The 18,645-nt window shown below is 40.5% G+C and carries 14 protein-coding genes and 1 CRISPR repeat array; of the genes, 6 read left to right on the top strand and 8 right to left on the bottom strand.

Translation table 11 applies throughout. The features are described 5' to 3' along the window. Window positions 1–48 precede the first annotated feature (48 nt). Together B7709_RS05920 and tyrS are read right to left on the bottom strand one after the other, a co-directional pair. Window positions 49–897, bottom strand: a complete 849-nt coding sequence (locus B7709_RS05920; RefSeq protein ID WP_084972077.1) for a putative RNA methyltransferase — start codon at window positions 895–897, stop codon at window positions 49–51. Window positions 898–950: 53 nt separating this feature from the next. Continuing rightward, complete coding sequence (gene tyrS / locus B7709_RS05925; RefSeq protein ID WP_084972078.1) at window positions 951–2,207, bottom strand: tyrosine--tRNA ligase; 1,257 nt, start codon at window positions 2,205–2,207, stop codon at window positions 951–953. Window positions 2,208–2,347: 140 nt separating this feature from the next. Between tyrS and pbp1b the strand changes: the two genes are divergently transcribed. From pbp1b to B7709_RS05955, 6 genes are all read left to right on the top strand, one after another. Next, entirely contained in the window at window positions 2,348–4,771 is a 2,424-nt protein-coding gene (gene pbp1b / locus B7709_RS05930) for a penicillin-binding protein PBP1B (RefSeq protein WP_084972079.1), read from the top strand. Between the two features lie 79 nt (window positions 4,772–4,850). Beyond that, window positions 4,851–5,762 (top strand): DMT family transporter, encoded by a 912-nt coding sequence (locus B7709_RS05935; protein WP_084972080.1) that lies wholly within the window; start codon window positions 4,851–4,853, stop codon window positions 5,760–5,762. A gap of 84 nt (window positions 5,763–5,846) precedes the next feature. Then, the gene (gene dapD / locus B7709_RS05940; protein WP_084972081.1) at window positions 5,847–6,545 is read left to right on the top strand and encodes a 2,3,4,5-tetrahydropyridine-2,6-dicarboxylate N-acetyltransferase; all 699 of its coding nucleotides are present in this window, start codon (window positions 5,847–5,849) and stop codon (window positions 6,543–6,545) included. 68 nt (window positions 6,546–6,613) lie between these two features. Beyond that, complete coding sequence (locus B7709_RS05945; RefSeq protein ID WP_084972082.1) at window positions 6,614–7,744, top strand: N-acetyldiaminopimelate deacetylase; 1,131 nt, start codon at window positions 6,614–6,616, stop codon at window positions 7,742–7,744. A gap of 11 nt (window positions 7,745–7,755) precedes the next feature. Then, window positions 7,756–8,295 carry a 5-formyltetrahydrofolate cyclo-ligase gene (locus B7709_RS05950; protein ID WP_084972083.1) on the top strand — a complete coding sequence of 180 codons (540 nt, stop codon included), beginning with the start codon at window positions 7,756–7,758 and terminating at the stop codon, window positions 8,293–8,295. Continuing rightward, window positions 8,279–8,959 carry a rhomboid family intramembrane serine protease gene (locus tag B7709_RS05955; protein ID WP_084972084.1) on the top strand — a complete coding sequence of 227 codons (681 nt, stop codon included), beginning with the start codon at window positions 8,279–8,281 and terminating at the stop codon, window positions 8,957–8,959. The genes B7709_RS05950 and B7709_RS05955 overlap by 17 nt, the downstream gene beginning before the upstream one ends. A gap of 48 nt (window positions 8,960–9,007) precedes the next feature. Then, window positions 9,008–10,825: a CRISPR direct-repeat array (repeat unit 36 nt; unit sequence GTTTTGGAACCATTCGAAACAACACAGCTCTAAAAC). A 90-nt stretch (window positions 10,826–10,915) separates the two neighbouring features. Here B7709_RS05955 and csn2 read toward each other — a convergent pair. From csn2 to B7709_RS05985, 6 genes are all read right to left on the bottom strand, one after another. Further along, entirely contained in the window at window positions 10,916–11,578 is a 663-nt protein-coding gene (csn2, locus tag B7709_RS05960) for a type II-A CRISPR-associated protein Csn2 (protein WP_084972085.1), read from the bottom strand. Beyond that, window positions 11,568–11,912, bottom strand: a complete 345-nt coding sequence (gene cas2 / locus B7709_RS05965; RefSeq protein WP_084972086.1) for a CRISPR-associated endonuclease Cas2 — start codon at window positions 11,910–11,912, stop codon at window positions 11,568–11,570. The genes csn2 and cas2 overlap by 11 nt, the downstream gene beginning before the upstream one ends. Continuing rightward, on the bottom strand, window positions 11,909–12,775 hold the full coding sequence (cas1, locus tag B7709_RS05970) for a type II CRISPR-associated endonuclease Cas1 (RefSeq protein WP_084972087.1): 867 nt from the start codon (window positions 12,773–12,775) through the stop codon (window positions 11,909–11,911). The genes cas2 and cas1 overlap by 4 nt, the downstream gene beginning before the upstream one ends. Beyond that, a complete protein-coding gene (gene cas9, locus B7709_RS05975; protein ID WP_084972088.1) occupies window positions 12,775–16,884 on the bottom strand; it encodes a type II CRISPR RNA-guided endonuclease Cas9 in 4,110 nt (1,369 codons plus the stop codon). Before cas9 ends, cas1 begins: the two co-directional genes overlap by 1 nt. A gap of 746 nt (window positions 16,885–17,630) precedes the next feature. Then, complete coding sequence (locus B7709_RS05980) at window positions 17,631–18,089, bottom strand: DUF3021 domain-containing protein (protein WP_084972089.1); 459 nt, start codon at window positions 18,087–18,089, stop codon at window positions 17,631–17,633. Further along, on the bottom strand, window positions 18,086–18,526 hold the full coding sequence (locus B7709_RS05985) for a LytTR family DNA-binding domain-containing protein (RefSeq protein ID WP_084972090.1): 441 nt from the start codon (window positions 18,524–18,526) through the stop codon (window positions 18,086–18,088). The genes B7709_RS05980 and B7709_RS05985 overlap by 4 nt, the downstream gene beginning before the upstream one ends. Window positions 18,527–18,645 lie beyond the last annotated feature (119 nt).

Consider the following 18,645-nt stretch of genomic DNA (forward strand, 5'->3'; position numbering starts at 1 on the left):
AACAAAACGCATCTTAAAAAGGTGCGTTTTTTGATTATGTAGATACGTTTACAGTACTTTCCCAACCAGAATCTCTGCTTCAATGGTAATCTCTGTCAGTTGGCTCCAGTCAATCTTGGTATGGTCGACGTGAAAGAGAAGAGGCGTCATGCTGATTAGGGCTTGGCGTTGCTCTGCTGTGATGGGTTTGGTCAGGGAGGCTATCTGACTAGATTGGATGCTGAAGTGTTCCTGGAAATGTTTCTTGATATCTTGGTTGGAATAATCCTTCTTTGTCAGTTGGTCCTGCGCCATTTGGCGGATTTCTTTGAGGTGGTTTTCAGTTGGGATGACCTTGATCAAGATACCGTCTTTGGATAAAACGCGGTGAAATTCTCCATAATTGGCAGGTGAGAAGATATCAAGTAGAATATCCATGCTAGCGTCTTTTATAGGAAGGCGAGCTAAGTCGCCGACGAACCAATTGACTGCCCAGTTGGGTTCACTCTTAGTAGCGATTTGGACCGAGTCTTTTGAGATGTCAAAGGCATAGAAGGTTTTATCAGAGTGACTTTCTTGGAGTTTACGAGAGTAGAAGCCTTCGCCACAACCGATATCCAAGACAGTTTTTGCGGATGGATTAGTTTCTAGTAAGTCCGAGACACCTTCTAAAATAGCCTGATAAAATCCAGCTTCTAGGATTTGTTGTCGGTTTTGAAAGTTTTCCTTGTCGTAGTTGGTAGATTGCTTGATTTGCGGTGCCAGATTGACATAGCCGAATTTTGCTAAGTCAAAAGAATGGCGGTTGCTACACTTGAGACTAGTCTCTACCAAGGTGAGGTTTTCTTGACAGATAGGGCAGGCAAAGGCAGTCGCAGTAGCAAAACGTTGAAGTTTGGGTTTGAGGTTTGTATTCATAGTTTTAGTCTAGCAAAAAAAGAACTGGATGGCAAATGCCTCCAGTCTATTTTTTAATATGTAAGGACGAAGTATTTCTTCTTACCACGGCGGATAACGGTGAGTTCATTTTCAAGTTTGTCTGCGTCACTCAAAACATAGTCCAGGTCTTGGATGCGGTCGCCGTTGACATAGATAGCTCCGTTTTGAACATCTTCGCGAGCTTGGCGTTTTGAGTTGACAACGCCACCTGATACGAGGATTTCGACGATGTTGAGGTTTTCGTCAGCTTGTACTTGGTAGTTTGGCACTCCACGAAGTCCTTGTTTGAGTTCTTTGACAGAAAGGTTTTTGATGTTTCCAGCAAAGAGTTGCTCCGTAATGTTAAGGGCTTCTTTGTAGGCTTCTTCTCCGTGTACAAGTGTTACGACCTCACGAGCCAAGACTTTTTGAGCTAAGCGTTCGTGTGGAGCTGCTTCAAATTGTTTACGAATGTCTTCGATCTCATCAAGTGTCAAGAAAGTAAAGATCTTCAAGAAACGAACAGCGTCAGCATCCATGACGTTCATCCAGAATTGGTACATTTCGTATGGAGAAGTCTTTTCAGGGTTGAGCCAAACGGCGTTTCCTTCTGATTTACCAAATTTCTTACCAGTCGCATCTGTGATAAGGGGAACGGTGATAACGTGGCCTGTCTTGTCAGCCTTACGACGAAGCAATTCAGTACCAGCTGTCATGTTTCCCCACTGGTCAGAACCACCGATTTGAAGGGTAACATTGTGCTCTTGGTTAAGGACATAGAAGTCATACCCTTGCATGATTTGGTAGGCAAACTCTGTGTAAGAAATCCCTGTTTCAATTCGTTTCTTCACTGACTCCTTGCTCATCATGTAGTTGACGGTGAAGTATTTTCCGACATCACGGAGGAAGTCAATGAAGCTGATGCTGCCAAACCAGTCGTAGTTGTTGACCATGACAGCTTTATTTTCACCGTTTTCAAAGTCAAGAAAGCGAGAAAGTTGTCCTTGGATAGACTTGACCCAGCCATCCACCGTGTCTTTTGTTTGGAGACTACGCTCAGCATCTTTGAAGGACGGATCTCCGATGAGACCTGTAGCACCGCCAACGAGCGCATAAGGTTTGTGACCTGCTAGTTGTAAACGACGACTGGTCAAGATTGCGACAAGGTGACCGAGGTGAAGGCTATCAGCAGTTGGATCGTAGCCGGTATAATAAGAAACTTGACCTTCTTCTAGGGCTTTACGCAAAGCTTCTTCATCAGTCGTTTGAAAAATCAAACCACGCTCTTTTAGCTCATCAAAAATGTGCATATGTCTTTTCTCCTTTTTAAAATATTGTTTCTACCTATTGTATCACAAACTTGGGCAATAGCCTAGTGGAATAGGGAAGAAAGTGGCTATTTTATTGAAAGTTTCCCTTTTATGGTATAATAAAGAAAGTGAGGACATTCATGGAAAAAAGAAACAATGAAGTAAAAACGGTAATAAACCAAAACAAATCAAGAAAAAAAGTCGCAGATTCAAGTGTCTTAGGCGGATTTAGAGTAGCCTCTATCCTTGCCAAGATTTTGAATGGCTTGAAAGTGACCTTTAATACGCTTTTCGTCTTGGCTGTCATAGGTGGATTTTTTGGGGCTGGAATAGCTATAGGTTACGGTGTCGCCTTATTTGATAAGGTCTCTATCCCTCAATCAGAGGAGTTGGTTAATCGGGTCAAGGATATTACCTCCATTTCGGAGATTTATTATGCTGATGGGAGCACCATTGCTTCAATTGAGGGTGATTTATTGCGCACTTCAGTAGCATCGGATGCTATATCTGATAATCTAAAAAAAGCCATCATTGCGACGGAGGATGAGCATTTTGCTGAGCATAAGGGGGTAGTTCCAAAGGCTGTTATTCGTGCAACTTTAGGAACGCTTGTGGGATTGGGTTCATCCAGTGGTGGCTCAACTTTAACACAACAGGTCATCAAACAGCAGGTGGTTGGAGATGCTCCGACTTTGACTCGTAAGGCGACAGAAATCATAGATGCTCTTGCCTTGGAGCGTGTCATGAGTAAGGACGAAATTCTGACAACCTATCTGAATATTGCTCCTTTCGGTCGCAATCATAAGGGTCAAAACATTGCAGGTGCCCAGCAAGCTGCAGAAGGAATCTTTGGTGTTAATGCTTCGGACTTGACGGTACCTCAAGCGGCTTTTATCGCAGGCTTGCCGCAAAGCCCGATTAGTTATTCCCCTTATGAATCTGACGGAAGTTTGAAGAGTGATGAGGATATGGCCCTCGGTTTAAAGCGTGGGAAAGATGTCCTCTACAATATGTATCGAACAGGCGCCTTGAGTCAGAAAGACTATGAGCAGTATAAGTCTTATGATGTACGAAAAGATTTCTTACCATCAGGTAGTGTGAGTACTGCTTCACGTGATTATCTTTATTTTGCAGCTCTATCAGAAGCCACAGATCGGATGTATGACTATCTAGTTGCGAGAGATCATGTCTCTGCTCAGGAGTTAAAGAATGAATCCATCCAAAAAGCATATCGTGAGTTGGCAGCTAAGGAAATCGAAAATGGTGGTTATAAAATTACTACTACCATCAATAAAAAAGTTCACACAGCTATGCAGAATGCAGTGGCAAATTATGGCCGATTGCTAGATGATTCGACAGGCCAGCCTGAGGTAGGAAATCTCCTTATGGACAATCAAACGGGAGCTATTCTTGGCTTTGTCGGTGGCCGTAATTATCAGGAAAATCAGAACAATCACGCTATTGATACCAAGCGTTCTCCAGCTTCAACCACTAAGCCTATACTGGCCTATGGTATCGCGATTGACCAAGGTTTGATGGGAAGCGCAAGTATCTTATCAAACTATCCGACAAACTTTTCAAACGGCAATCCCATCATGTATGTCAATAGTCCTGGCACAGGGATGATGACCTTGGGAGAGGCCCTCAATTATTCATGGAATATCCCAGCCTACTGGACTTATCGCACACTTCGAGAGAAGGGTGTTGATGTCAAGGGTTATATGGAAAAAATGGGTTATGAAATCCCAGAATATGGTATTGAAAGTCTGCCGATGGGTGGGGGGATTGAGGTTACAGTTGCCCAGCATACCAACGGATATCAGACCTTGGCTAATAATGGAGTCTATCATAAGAAACATATGATTTCCAAGATTGAATCGACGACGGGTCAAGTGATTTATGAATATAAAAGTCAACCTGTTCAAGTTTATTCAAAAGCGACAGCGACCATCATGCAAAGTCTACTTCGTGATGTCATTTCATCTCGAGTTACGTCAAGCTTTCAGACTGATTTAGCCTCTATCAACCCAAGTCTGGCTCGTGCTGACTGGATTGGAAAGACTGGTACGACCAATGAAGATGAAAATATGTGGCTCATGCTTTCTACACCTCGGTTGACTCTAGGTGGTTGGATAGGACACGACGACAACCGACCGCTAGCTAAGGGGGCTGGTCATTATCGAAACGCCAATTATATGGCTCACTTGGTTAATGCTATCCAGCAAGCCGAACCTGGAATATGGGGAAATGAGCGCTTCAATCTCGATCCAAGTGTGACAAAATCTCAAGTCCTCAAATCGACAGGGGAGAAAGCAGGCAAGGTCACAATCAATGGCAAAGAAGTCACCGTTTCAGGTTCTACAGTAACGAGCTATTGGGCTACTAAAGAAGGGGCGCCAGTAACCACTTATCGCTTTGCCATCGGAGGGAGCGATGCCGATTATCAAAATGCTTGGAAGAGCATTCTAGGAAGTTTACCGAGTCTTCCTAGCCCAACTCTTCCAGGTTCAAGTGGCCGTTCTGGAACAAGTTCATCAACTCGCTCAAATCAATCAAATCGATAGAATAAAAAGTAGCAGGTTTCATTTAATATTATGTTTCGTGCTACTTTTTTCTTTGTCGGTTTCGTGTTACAATAAGAATATGAATCATTATCAGAAAAAGATTGTTAAGGGAACACTATACTCGCTACTCTCAGGCTTAATCTGGGGAATTTGTGGGATTTTAGGGGAGTATTTTTTCACTCATTATCCAGTGTCTTCTGGATGGATTACTTCTATGCGTTTACTAGTGGCGGGGAGTTTGGTTTTAGGCCTATCTGCCTTTCAGTTGCGCACCCGATTATTGGACATTTGGCGTGATAAGAGAAATTATCTACCTTTTTTAGCCTATGCTATTCTAGGTATTTTTTCTGTGCAGTTTTTCTTCTATCTCTGCGTTGAGTATTCAAATGCGACGACGGCGACCATTTTGCAATTTATCAGCCCTGTTTTTATTTTGTTTTACAATCGCATTGTCTACCAGAAAAAGGCCTCGATTACAGCGATTCTCTATGTTTTAATTGCCATGTTAGGTGTTTTTTTGATGGCTACAAAAGGAGATTTATCCAAGCTATCAATGACGCCTCTGGCTTTGGTGACAGGGCTACTCAGTGCTGTAGGGGTCATGTTCAACGTTATCCTGCCTCAGCGTTTTGCACGTGACTATGGTTTTGTGCCAACCGTTGGTTGGGGGATGTTGTTAGCAGGTGTTTTTAGCAATTTTCTTTATTCTGTTCATCAGATTACCTTTCAACTTGATGTGACGAGTTTTTTGATTTGTTTTACTATTGCTGTGTTTGGAACGGCTTTTGCTTTCTTCCTGTCTATGAAGGCCGTCTCTCTCGTTTCTCCTCTGGTCGTCTCTGTAGTGAGCGCTAGCGAGCCTCTCTCTTCAGCTCTATTAAGTGTTCTTTTTCTGGGATTGGTCATGGATGGTTTTTTGGCTTTAGCTATGGTGTTGATTATCGTTCCAATGATTTTCTTATCCATAGAAGAAGCAAAACAAGCCAAGTAAAGATGCTTATTTGATAGTTGAGGCTTCAAATTTGAAGCCTTTTTTGGTAGAATAGGTATCATTATAATGAACCAGGAGGCGCCTATGACTGCCACAAAAATGAACGCTCAAGAAATTATCCAATTTATCGCTAATGCTGAAAAGAAAACCAGTGTCAAAGTAACCTTTGAAGGAGAACTCGCAACTGCCGTGCCCAGCTCTGTTGTTAAACTAGGGAATGTCTTATTCGGGGACTGGAAGGATATCGCTCCGCTTCTCGAAGGCTTGGTTGAAAATCAAGACTATGTTGTTGAGCAAGATGCTCGTAATTCGGCAGTTCCCTTGCTAGATAAACGTACTATCAACGCTCGTATCGAGCCAGGTGCTATCATCCGCGACCAAGTGGAAATTGGTGACAATGCTGTTATCATGATGGGAGCTGTCATCAATATCGGAGCAGAAATCGGTGCTGGTACCATGATTGATATGGGTGCCATCCTTGGTGGCCGTGCCATCGTTGGGAAAAACAGCCACGTTGGTGCAGGTGCAGTTTTGGCAGGTGTGATTGAGCCAGCCAGTGCCAATCCAGTTCGTGTCGGAGACAATGTTCTCATTGGAGCTAATGCAGTGGTTATCGAAGGTGTCCAAATCGGTAGTGGTTCAGTTGTCGCTGCAGGAGCTATCGTGACTCAAGATGTCCCAGAAAATGTGGTGGTAGCAGGTGTTCCAGCTCGTATCATCAAAGAAATTGATGCCCAAACCCAACAAAAAACAGCGCTAGAGGATGCGCTTCGTACCTTGTAATTGTAAAAGTAAAAAAAGAGGCGGAACCCTTTTTCCAGCCTCTTTCTGCTATATCGGAGGATAGATAGATGTTAGATTTGATTCAGACTCGACGAGATTTGCACCAGATTCCAGAGATTGGCTTAGAAGAGTTCAAAACTCAGGCATATTTGCTGGAAGTGATTGAGAAATTGACTGCGGGCAAGGATTTTGTTCAGGTTCGTACGTGGCGGACAGGTGTTTTGGTTTATTTGCAGGGAAGTCAGCCGGAGCGGACCATTGGTTGGCGGACAGACATTGATGGTCTCCCTATCCTTGAACAAACGGGACTACCTTTTTCTTCCCAACACCAAGGTCGTATGCATGCTTGCGGACATGATTTTCATATGACCATTGCCTTGGGCTGTCTTGAGCACGCCCTGGAGGAGCAACCAAAGAATAATCTGCTTTTTCTGTTTCAACCTGCTGAAGAAAATGAAGCGGGTGGCATGCTCATGTATGAGGATGGCGCTTTTGGGGACTGGCTACCAGACCAGTTTTATGGACTCCATGTTCGCCCGGATTTGAAAGTTGGCCAGATTGCGACCAACACCCATACACTCTTTGCTGGGACTTGCGAGGTGAAGATCCGTTTCAAAGGAAAAGGTGGCCACGCAGCCTTTCCGCATGAAGCCAATGATGCTTTGGTGGCTGCTAGTTACTTTGTGACCCAAGTACAGTCAGTGGTCAGCCGCAATGTTAACCCAATCGAGGGAGCAGTAGTGACCTTTGGCCTTTTCCAGGCTGGAACCACCAACAATGTCATCACAGATACAGCCTTTTTGCATGGAACCATTCGCGCCTTGACCCAGGATATGAGCCTACTAGTACAAAAAAGAGTCAAGACAGTCGCAGAAGGGGTTGCAGCAGCCTTTGATATGGAAGTCGAAGTGGAACTCAAGCAAGGAGGCTACCTTCCTGTTGAGAACAATCCAGCCTTGGCGCGTGAACTGATGGACTTCTTTGAAGAAAAAGAGGGAATCGAGTTGATTAATATCGAGCCTGCTATGACTGGCGAGGACTTTGGCTATCTCCTTTCAAAGGTGGATGGCGTTATGTTTTGGCTGGGTATTGATAGTCCCTATGCTCTTCATCACCCTCAGATGAGCCCCAAGGAAGAAGCCTTAGCTATTGGAGTGGATGCGGTCTCTAGCTTCCTGAAAAAGAAAGTAGCAGAGTAGAGGTGTTGTCTATGAAATCGGAATTACGTAAGCAAGTCTTGCAAGAAATGAAGGTCATTCCTCAGAAGCAAAAAAATACTATGGATCGAGCTCTAACCGATCGACTTTTGCACCATCCTTTTTACCAAGAAGCCAAGGTCATCGCAACCTACCTCTCTTTTCCGCATGAGTTTCAAACGCAGGGACTGATTGGCCAGGCACTAAGAGATGGCAAGAAGGTTATGATACCTAAAACCTATCCCAAGGGGCGTATGGAGTTTGTGGTTTACGATCCGCAACAGTTGGTAAAAACTTCCTTTGGTTTATTGGAACCCCAAGGGAACTTGGAAGTGGTGGATGCCTCTCAGATTGATTTGATTCATGTTCCGGGGCTGGCTTTTACAACAGAGGGATATCGGATAGGATATGGCGGAGGCTACTACGACCGTTATTTGGAGAATTTTGCTGGGCATAGCCTGAGTACAATCTATCCTTGTCAAGTTCAAGAATTTAACTCGGAAGACCATGATATTCCCGTCCAGGAGGTACTAATCGATGAAGGAAATCTTTGATAAACGTTACCCTGTGACTAGTTTTTTTCTCCTAGTGACTGGCTTTGCATTTCTACTGATGCTGATTACTACGGGGATTAACTTTGATCAGGCAAAAACTCTGTTTCAGTTTGGAGCTATGTATGGACCGATTATTCGCCTGTTCCCAGAGCAGATTTGGCGCCTTTTTTCAGCTATATTTGTGCATATCGGTTGGGAGCATTTCATTGTTAACATGCTTTCTCTCTACTTTCTTGGACGACAGGTGGAGGAGATTTTCGGATCCAAGCAGTTCTTTTTTCTCTATCTCTTATCAGGAATGATGGGCAATCTCTTTGTGTTTACTTTCACACCGAAAGTCCTAGCAGCAGGAGCATCTACCTCCCTCTATGGACTATTTGCTGCGGTTATCGTTTTGCGCTACGCAACTCGTAGCCCCTATATCCAGCAGTTAGGACAATCCTACCTGACTCTTTTCGTGATAAATATCATTGGAAGTGTTCTGATTCCAGGAATCAGCCTAGCAGGGCATATCGGTGGCGCAGTAGGCGGGGCTTTGCTAGCAGTCATCTTTCCAGTTAAATGGGAGAGAAGAATGTACAGCACCAGCCAGCGAATCGGAGCAATCCTACTTTTTGTCGCACTAGCCGTTTTCCTTTTCTATAAAGGAATGAGCTATGTGTAGGGTTGGAATAGTTAAAAAGCTACTCAAAAAATGAGTAGCTTTTTATGTAGATTGGAACCATTCGAAACAACACAGCTCTAAAACCAACCATACTTAAGAAATCATCAATATCATGTTTTGGAACCATTCGAAACAACACAGCTCTAAAACTGACGTTCTTCCCTCAACAAACCTGATATTGTTTTGGAACCATTCGAAACAACACAGCTCTAAAACGCAACTGAAGAAGATAGCAAGAAACTTGAAGTTTTGGAACCATTCGAAACAACACAGCTCTAAAACTTACTGTTCTTATTTTCGTTTCGTGTTCTTGTTTTGGAACCATTCGAAACAACACAGCTCTAAAACACCCTGTAAGAGGTCAAACAACAGGGACTTGTTTTGGAACCATTCGAAACAACACAGCTCTAAAACCTAGGTTTATCCTTTTCCGGACTCTTCAATGTTTTGGAACCATTCGAAACAACACAGCTCTAAAACCAACGATGAAACTTTTGCAGAAATTACACAGTTTTGGAACCATTCGAAACAACACAGCTCTAAAACTTGCGATGACTCTTCTGACGAATCAGTATGGTTTTGGAACCATTCGAAACAACACAGCTCTAAAACTTATCTGCTGAGAAGGCAACTTTATAGATAGTTTTGGAACCATTCGAAACAACACAGCTCTAAAACGAAATCTTCTATATCCTTGCGTTTTATCTTGTTTTGGAACCATTCGAAACAACACAGCTCTAAAACCATTCAGCTTTTGAAACTGAAGAAGAAAAAGTTTTGGAACCATTCGAAACAACACAGCTCTAAAACATACTATTTTCAAACAACAAAAACAGATTGGTTTTGGAACCATTCGAAACAACACAGCTCTAAAACTTAGAAACAAGATTTTCAACCTCTACTACAGTTTTGGAACCATTCGAAACAACACAGCTCTAAAACGAGAATTTCGCAAAAGGGAAGTTAGCTATTGTTTTGGAACCATTCGAAACAACACAGCTCTAAAACCATATAGAAATTGTGTACGAGTATGACAAGGTTTTGGAACCATTCGAAACAACACAGCTCTAAAACAGGCAAACAGACCTGTAAACATGAGTTATTGTTTTGGAACCATTCGAAACAACACAGCTCTAAAACTGTAGACGTTGCAATTCTTGCCCGTGGTATGTTTTGGAACCATTCGAAACAACACAGCTCTAAAACAACATATTATCTTCTAAAATCCTTTCGTTTGTTTTGGAACCATTCGAAACAACACAGCTCTAAAACAACATTTTAGGTGGCGATGGAAATGCTACTGTTTTGGAACCATTCGAAACAACACAGCTCTAAAACTAATAAGCACATTCTTCTCCTTGTCTAAAAGTTTTGGAACCATTCGAAACAACACAGCTCTAAAACGTTGCTTTCCTTATCTCAGCTAAGTCTATCGTTTTGGAACCATTCGAAACAACACAGCTCTAAAACTTGAGTCAATTCGATATTTAAGGTCTTCCTGTTTTGGAACCATTCGAAACAACACAGCTCTAAAACGGTAATAGTCAACCCTTTTTATCAAAAAAGGTTTTGGAACCATTCGAAACAACACAGCTCTAAAACACAGTTTCGCCATTTTGTTTCCTATCCCAAGTTTTGGAACCATTCGAAACAACACAGCTCTAAAACACGTGAAATTGTATATGGATCTTCATAAATGTTTTGGAACCATTCGAAACAACACAGCTCTAAAACGCTTAGTTGCTGGATAATGAAAAAAATATAGTTTTGGAACCATTCGAAACAACACAGCTCTAAAACGTACAGCTTTCTTCAGTAAGTAAACTTCGTGTTTTGGAACCATTCGAAACAACACAGCTCTAAAACCTCGTAGAAAAATTTTTCTCACGAAATTTCGTAATCGCGCCATTCGTCCCAGCCAGACTTCAGCTCGTCAGGTTTCAATTGTTACTCTTATTATACCATATTTTCAGGGTTCAAGAAATAATCAGAATCCAGCACATACTGTGGAAAATCATAGACTTTCCGAGGTTCGACAAATAAAACCCTTAGTTGATTGAGTTGGATATACTCTATCAAATTTACTAACTCATCCTTTGATAGATAGGCGGATGCATTGATGAAAACAAGGAGCTTCTTTTTCGAAAGATATTTAAAAACCTGGACAATTTCTAGCATCTTTTCAAAAGGTGTATCACTCAGGGTTTCAACTTTGACTCCAAGTGCATCGATCAACTCTAGAATGGTAATTTCATCATACTCTAGGTCTAACTCGTTTTCCAAACATTCAAATGCCAGCAATTCTGTAATCGTAGCAACCAACTTTTCAATCATGGACTTGACTTCGGGCTTGTCATTGAGTTGATTTTCTAAATCAGTATGTATCAGCTTAAGCATGGCAGGTGAGTTGAGATTGTATCCTAAGACATCCGTTATCACTAGTAACTCGGACTCTTTCAGTGCTTTTAGATTTCTATCAAACAACTTCAACTCCCCATCATCAGTATATTGGTAGAACTGCTTGACAATGGTTGAAAAGGTAAACTGGTCTTCCAACACTAAAAAAGTTGCATTTTCAATAGCTAATGGTTCATCCAATAGTGAGAAATTAATCTTCATCTCTAGGCTCCTCTCCTAGAAAGACCAAGCGTGCGTCGGAGTTTGCTACGCTGGTATTTCGCTCGCCATTTAAGTAAATCATGCGAGAAAACTGCTTTTCTGTAACGGTTAAGAGAGTAATGTTCCCTTTTTTAGGGTTATGAATTTTGAGTCGCTCAATCATAGCATTATTAGCAGAGTTGTTGAGTAAGAGCTTGCTATAGATGGAGAATTGGTGCATGATAAATCCCTCATCTATGAGGAACTTCCGAAATTTCCGATAGGCCTTGCGTTCCTCAGCTGTATCAACGGGCATGTCAAACATTAAAATCATACGCATATATCGATAGCTCATATCCTAAACTCAGGAACTCCTTTCTCGGGTTGATTGAGAGCTTGGATGACTTTCTTAGTATAGTCACTGACGATATTGGTCAGATACATATCCTTTCCATTATAGTGGAAGGTGTCTGAGAAAATAGTGAAAAGTTCTCGCTTGATTTTGACAAAAGAACTGTTTCGATTTTCATAGACAATTCTATCAATAATCGGACGAAAAGGCTCCATAATATCGCTGGCTAGGTTGAATTGATTAAACTGATTAGCATGTTTCAATCCAAACTGAGTCATACAGCCAGACAAGACAATCTCACGCGCAAACATACTCAAAATCAAGGTGTAGCCGTAGTCCAAGGCAGCATTGATATCACCATCTTGCTCACGACTGAAATCATTCCCAAACAAGGTGTTGAAATAAATACGAGCTGCGTGCCCTTCGCGGTTACTAGGATCAAACAAATCCAAACCATGATAGAGATCGATGACGGACTGGCTCTTTTCCAGAAAACCACAAGTCCCCAGATAAAAAGCTTGATTGAGAATTTTTTGTGCAATGATGGTTGTCCAGATTTCCGCCTTTACATCTTCATTCCAAGCTATTTGACGAGAGAGTTGTAAACTGGAATCATGCCGACCGTAGTAAGGCATTAAGTATGCCGTTGGCAAGCGTTTATCATCACAAAAAATGACCAGAATATTTTCATCCACCAATCGCTTAATCAACATGGTTGAGAGTACAATATCTGTCGTCTCCAAAAGTAAGATATCCACCTCGGACAGGTGAATTAACTCTGTCCGAGAGGCATCTTTAAAAATCAAGTGATTGTTCTTGTAAGAGAGTTTAGAGTGTGTATTGACAACAACGGTTCTCCATCCCATTAGTCTTCTCCTATTTTACTTAAGTCAACCCGAGTCTCATAGAGACCAGTGATAGATTGGTGGATGAGGGTGGAGTTGAGGATTTCAGATACAGTTGTGTATCGTTTTCGATCAACATCTTTGTCAAAAAATTTAAAGGCAGCAGGAGCACCCAAAGCAGTGAAGGTCAACAAATTGATAAATGAATTTGCTAGGATTTCTATATCTGCCTGCTCATTGTCTGCATATAAATTCTTGATTTTCTCCAGATTCGCTTCAGCGTGGACATATTTTTGAGAGAACTCAGATACAAGATTTAATAAATCCTGAAATTCATTTCGGTGTTTCTGAATATATTTCAAATGCTCTGGTTCGTCTAGTCTATGAATGTTTTTAGCATGGTAGAGCAAGGTTGTTAAATATGCTGGAAGCACTATTTCATTACCTTTTTGAAGTTCTTTCGCACTGGCAAGCATACGTCTGCGCCCATTTTCCAGTTCAAACAAACTATATTTAGGCAGGCAGAGGATATTTTCTTTACGTACATTATGATAGCCTTTATTTTCAAGGAAAGTTATTGGATTATCCTCAAAAGCGTCTTTCTCCATGATGGTAATACCAACTAGAGTCTTGACAGTCTTCAGTTTTTTCGCTTTCCCTTTTTCGATATCAGCTATGAGCAGGATCGAATAGGCGATAACGGGGCTATCAAATCCCCCATATTTAGTAGTGTCCCAAAGAATATCCTTTGTTTTTCGAGGGATTAGCTTATCAGAATTTCCTTTAGGAAGGATGGACTCTTTAGAAAAGCCACCTGTTTGCTCTTCCCTCTTCTTCACAATATTCACCTGCGGAAGTGAAAGTACTTTTTTGATTGTAGCGAAATCTTTTTCCTTATTCCAAGCGATTTCTCCAGTATCCTTGGAGTATTCGATATTCTCTCTTTTTACGGTAGTTCCGTCTGCGTAATGCACCTCTTCTTTAAAGAAGTTCAACAAGTTTGAGTAGAAGAAATACTTTTCAGTTGCTTTTTCAACTTCTTTAGGATCTTTGGATCTGGAGATGTATCTCTTAAGATCGTACTTTTGATAGTCACCATAGACGAATTCAGGCTCTAGTTTAGGATATTTCTTAAGGATAGCCTTAGCAACTACTGCATTTAAATAGGCATCATGTGCGTGGTGGTAGTCATTAATTTCCCGCACCTTGTATAACCTAAATTCTTTACGGAAGTTGGAAACTAGATTGGATTTCAAAGTGATGATTTTGACAGAACGGTTCTTCTTATCCTTCACAGTCACTTCTGTATTGAAGCGAGCATCCAAAATCTGAGCAACATGTTTTGTGATTTGCCTTGTTTCAACTAGTTGGCGTTTGATGAAGCCAGCTTTGTCATGTTCTGTCAAACCACCACGTTCAGCCTTAGTCAAATTATTAAATTTACGTTCTGAAATCAATTTGGAATCCAATAATTGTTGCCAAAAAGCTTTTCTTTTTTGAACAATCTCTAAACTTGGAACATTATCAGATTTACCACGATTATCCTTTGAGCTAGTCAGGACACGGTTATCGAGCGAATCATCCTTTATAAATGCCTGTGGAATGATGTGGTCAATGTCATAGCTGCTCAGTTGGTTGATGTCAAGAGGTTCCCCAGTGTACATATCCTTCCCGTTTTGGAGATAGTAAAGGAAGAGACGGTCGTTTTGAAGTTGAATATTATCTGTTGGATGTTCTTTTAATATATTTGAATCAAGTCCACGTGCTAAATTTTTTAGTGCATCTTCAATGCGCTTATATCTTTGTTGAGAATTCTTTTTCCCTCTGGCAGTTGTCTGATTTTCTCGTGCCATCTCAATCACAATGGACTCGGGAGCATGGCCCATAACCTTGACAAGTTCATCAACAATCTTGATACTTTGTAAAATTCCCTTTTTAATGGCAGGGCTTCCTGGAAGTTCTTGGACAACTTGCTTCACATCGTCTATCTTACCGACCACTTGTGCTTTTTGGATAATTTCAGTGAAAGAAAGTTCATCATCTTTTATTAACTGCATAAAGTTACGATTGCTGTAGCTGTCATCAATTAGATAATCAAGAATCGTTTTGCCGCTTTTTTTATCACGGATACCGTTAATCAGCTTGGCAGAGAGTTTTCCCCAACCAGTATAGTGTCGACGAGTTAGTGCTTTGATTACTTTTTCATCAAAGATGGAGTCATATTGAGCAAGGCGTTGCTTAATCATCTCACGATCTTCGAAGATAGTGAGCGTGTGGACGATATTTTCAAGAATCTCTTCATTTTTAGGGTCATCCATAAACGCTTTATCCTTGATAATTTTGAGTAAATCATGATAAGTAGATAGACTGGCGTTAAATTGCTTTTCAATTCCTTTTAGTTCGATTCCATCATATCCATCAACAGTGTGTAGATAATGGACGATGGCTTTTTCAGTTACTTTTCTTTTCTCTTTGAATAATTGATTGACGATTTGCTTCTTCTGCCCACTATCAAGGAATTGATAGTCTCTCAATCCTTCTGCAATAAATTTTACTTTTGTTAATTCATTATAGACAGCAAATGTTTCATACAACAGGCTGTGCTTAGGCAGAACTTTTTCTTCTGGCAGATACAAGTCATAGTTAGTCATCTTATTGATGAAGGTTTCTGCAGAGTTTGCCTTATCAACAATTTCTTCAAAGTTCCAAGGTCGGATTGCTTGGTCAGAATTTCGAGTAAGCCAAGCAAAATCACGATTGCCACGAGCCAATGGGCCAACGTAGTAAGGAATACGGAAAGTCAAGATTTTCTCTATCTTTTCTTTATTTTCCTTCAGGAATGGATAATGTTCTCCTTGCCGACGGAGAATGGCATTCATTTCTTGAAGATGAATTTGATGAGGAATAGAACCATTATCAAAGGTGCGCTGCTTTCTCAAAAAATCTTCGCGTTCAATTTTATCAAGGAAATAGTCTGCCCCTTCGAATTTAGAGAGAAGATTTTTGATATATCTGTAAAATGCTTCTTGTGTGGTCTTGCCATCGACATACCCAGCATACCCATCTTTAGATTGGTCAGAAAAAACTTCAACATATTTTTCTGGAAGATTGTTTCTGATGAATTGTTTTAAAGCTGCCAAGTCTTCGTCATGTTCTTTGAATCGTATGACCATTTTTGTTGATAAAGGCGTATGTGGTGATTCGTCTGAAACGATACCTGCTAATAAGATACCATCACTTAGATTTTTCACTGCAGAAAAGAGTTCGATGAAATTTTCTCCGATTAGTACAAGGAGATTTCCAAGATCTTCTTCATAGCTCTCCGATGATATTTGTAATTTAGCATCGTTCTCTAAGCTAAAATTTGTTTTAAAATTAGGTGTCAATCCTAGAGCTAGTCCAATTAAATTACCAAATAAGGTATTCTTCTTTTCACTTGGGTAGTTCTTAAGAAGTTGTTCCTGTTTTTCGGACTTAGGGATGTTAGCAGTTAGAATTTCTGTGACATTCAGTTTGATTTTGGAAAGGGAGGTTTCTTGAACATTATCGTATTCTTCAACGAATTTTTCAAACAGTCCTTGGATGTCATTATTTTGAACTTTAAACTTGGGGTCGTCTATCAAAAAATGTCCGCGGTATTTAATCATGTGAGCAAGAGCTAGATAGATCAAACGCAAATCTGCTTTTTCATTTGATTCTGCCAGCTGCTTTCGCAAATGATAGATAGTTGGAAATTGCTTATGGTATTCTTTTTCTTCTGCCAAGGTAGCAAAAATAGGATATTTACTTCCTCTCTTATCCTCAGGAATTAAAAAGGAGTCATCCAATCGATGAAAGAAACTACTATCCACCTTGCTCATTTCCTCAGCAAAGATTTCTTGAAGATAGCGAAGACGATTTTTCCTGCGAGTATAGCGACGGCGTGCGGTTCGTTTGAGACGTCTATCTTCGGCAGTAGTCCCCTCATCAAACAATAGAGCCCCGATGAGGTTTTTCTTGATAAATCGTTTATCGGTATTGCCCAAAACTTTCATCTTTTTCGATGGAACTTTATAATCGTCAGTGATAACGCTCCATCCGACGCTGTTAGTTCCGATATCAAGTCCGATAGAGTAATTTTTGTTTTCCATATATACAAACCTCCTTTGAATTAAGTTATAATTTTAAAAAAACTAAGAAATGAGAGCTTTGATTAAGTCAATGCAACCTTTCATAAACTTTACTAACTCAGTTAGAATAGCTAAATGAACTTTAGTAAATTTAAACTTTTTCAAAACTATCTCCTTAAAATACAACTACATTTAAATTGTAGCATTTCTAATGGGAATTTCAATAAAATGAATGCTATATTTGTAGAAATCTGTTAGAATTAGTAATGAGTTGTATTTTAGTTTTAGAACTGTATTGTTTCAAATAATACTAAACTAGATTTTTTCAAAAATTTCCAGCAAGTTTTAGAGCTGTGTTGTTTACAGCTTTAAAATAGTTTTTTTATCGTATCTGTAAAATAATTTACATTTCACTTGATAATCTTTGATAAGTATAGTACAATGAAGTTGTTGGAACCATTCGAAACAACACAGCAAGTTAAAATAAGGCTTTTGTCCGTACACAACTTGAAAAAGTGAGCACCGATTCGGTGCTTTTTATTTTATTATACTAATTTATTGTACTCTTATTTTTGTTAAAAAACAAATATTTGTGTAGCGCTTTCAAGTATGGTTGGGAAAGGAAATGATTGTTGTCTGTTTTGATTAAATGATTATGCAGAAAATAAGTGCCCCAGTTAGTATAGAGTAAGCAAACGAGCCTCAAAAATTTCATTTTGAGGCTCGTAATGATTTATTGTGAAGAATCTGTTTTCATTCATCGTCTATTACTTTTTATGGGTCAAGAGTTGATTGATGTGGTCCACTTTTTTAGCTTCTCTTTTATAGAGGATAGTCCAGATGATGAGGTAGACGATAGCAAACTCTGGAATGAGCTGGAGATAGAAGGTCCAGTGGAAGGGGAACCAACCTGCCAGAGTTGCTAGTGGGACAAAGCCGGCTAGCATGAGTAAGAAATGGGAAAGCGTCGCACGGAGCAAGCTCCAGTCATGATTGAATAAACGACCGCCAAAGCTAAAGAGAATTCCGATAGCTGACCAGATGACCATACAGTAGAGCAAGACCAGGGCACCGTGAATCTGATGTTGCACCATCACTTGTCCGATCAGAGAATCGGGACTCAGTGGGGCGTAGGTATTTGGTGCATAAATGAGTGAAAAGATGATAGAGAGGATGAGGCCGATAAGTACACCGGTAGCTGCATCGTGAAATACTTGTTTTTTCATAGTTCTAATTTCTCCTTGATGGTTTTTAGGTAACGGCGAGAAGAGTAGGTGAAGCTTTCGTTTTTGAGAAAGATTTCGACCAGACCGTTAGGGGTTAGCTTGAGATGAGAGATAGCGTCAATATTAACGATTTCAGATTGGGAAATTTGGATAAAAGTGGTCGGCAGAATTTCAAGAACCTGATAGAGACGCAAATCAATGGTGTAGGTCTGAGATGCAGTTTCTGCTAGAACCTTCCGATTTTCGATATAGAAGCGTTGTATCTTACCAATCTTAACTAGATAGACCTGATCCTCGATTTTTCCTTTGATTGTTTCTTTTTGGTCAAGATTTTCTGCGAACTCGATGACTTTCTGGACTTTTTCGGTCGGCTGAGGAGTTTGGACAATCAGTTTTTCCTCCTCGTAAGTCTCATTAATCTGTAGTTCTACTTTCATAAATTTCCCTCCTTTTCAGTTATACAAAGTTGTGATCACTTCCTGTACACTTTTATTAAACACTATTTTATTTTCAAAAACAAGAGCTTTTGTCTATGTGGAGAGATTTGGAGTCTATG

This window comes from Streptococcus oralis subsp. dentisani (genome assembly GCF_002096335.1).
Taxonomy (GTDB): domain Bacteria; phylum Bacillota; class Bacilli; order Lactobacillales; family Streptococcaceae; genus Streptococcus; species Streptococcus oralis_Z.

Coding starts and splice junctions, on each gene's coding strand:
- B7709_RS05920 (WP_084972077.1), bottom strand. CDS start 897: ATGAATACAAACCTCAAACCCAAACTTCAACGTTTTGCTACTGCGACT.
- cas1 (WP_084972087.1), bottom strand. CDS start 12,775: ATGGGATGGAGAACCGTTGTTGTCAATACACACTCTAAACTCTCTTAC.
- B7709_RS05955 (WP_084972084.1), top strand. CDS start 8,279: ATGAAGGAAATCTTTGATAAACGTTACCCTGTGACTAGTTTTTTTCTC.
- cas2 (WP_084972086.1), bottom strand. CDS start 11,912: ATGAGCTATCGATATATGCGTATGATTTTAATGTTTGACATGCCCGTT.
- cas9 (WP_084972088.1), bottom strand. CDS start 16,884: ATGGAAAACAAAAATTACTCTATCGGACTTGATATCGGAACTAACAGC.
- tyrS (WP_084972078.1), bottom strand. CDS start 2,207: ATGCACATTTTTGATGAGCTAAAAGAGCGTGGTTTGATTTTTCAAACG.
- dapD (WP_084972081.1), top strand. CDS start 5,847: ATGACTGCCACAAAAATGAACGCTCAAGAAATTATCCAATTTATCGCT.
- B7709_RS05935 (WP_084972080.1), top strand. CDS start 4,851: ATGAATCATTATCAGAAAAAGATTGTTAAGGGAACACTATACTCGCTA.
- B7709_RS05980 (WP_084972089.1), bottom strand. CDS start 18,089: ATGAAAAAACAAGTATTTCACGATGCAGCTACCGGTGTACTTATCGGC.
- B7709_RS05950 (WP_084972083.1), top strand. CDS start 7,756: ATGAAATCGGAATTACGTAAGCAAGTCTTGCAAGAAATGAAGGTCATT.
- B7709_RS05945 (WP_084972082.1), top strand. CDS start 6,614: ATGTTAGATTTGATTCAGACTCGACGAGATTTGCACCAGATTCCAGAG.
- B7709_RS05985 (WP_084972090.1), bottom strand. CDS start 18,526: ATGAAAGTAGAACTACAGATTAATGAGACTTACGAGGAGGAAAAACTG.
- csn2 (WP_084972085.1), bottom strand. CDS start 11,578: ATGAAGATTAATTTCTCACTATTGGATGAACCATTAGCTATTGAAAAT.
- pbp1b (WP_084972079.1), top strand. CDS start 2,348: ATGGAAAAAAGAAACAATGAAGTAAAAACGGTAATAAACCAAAACAAA.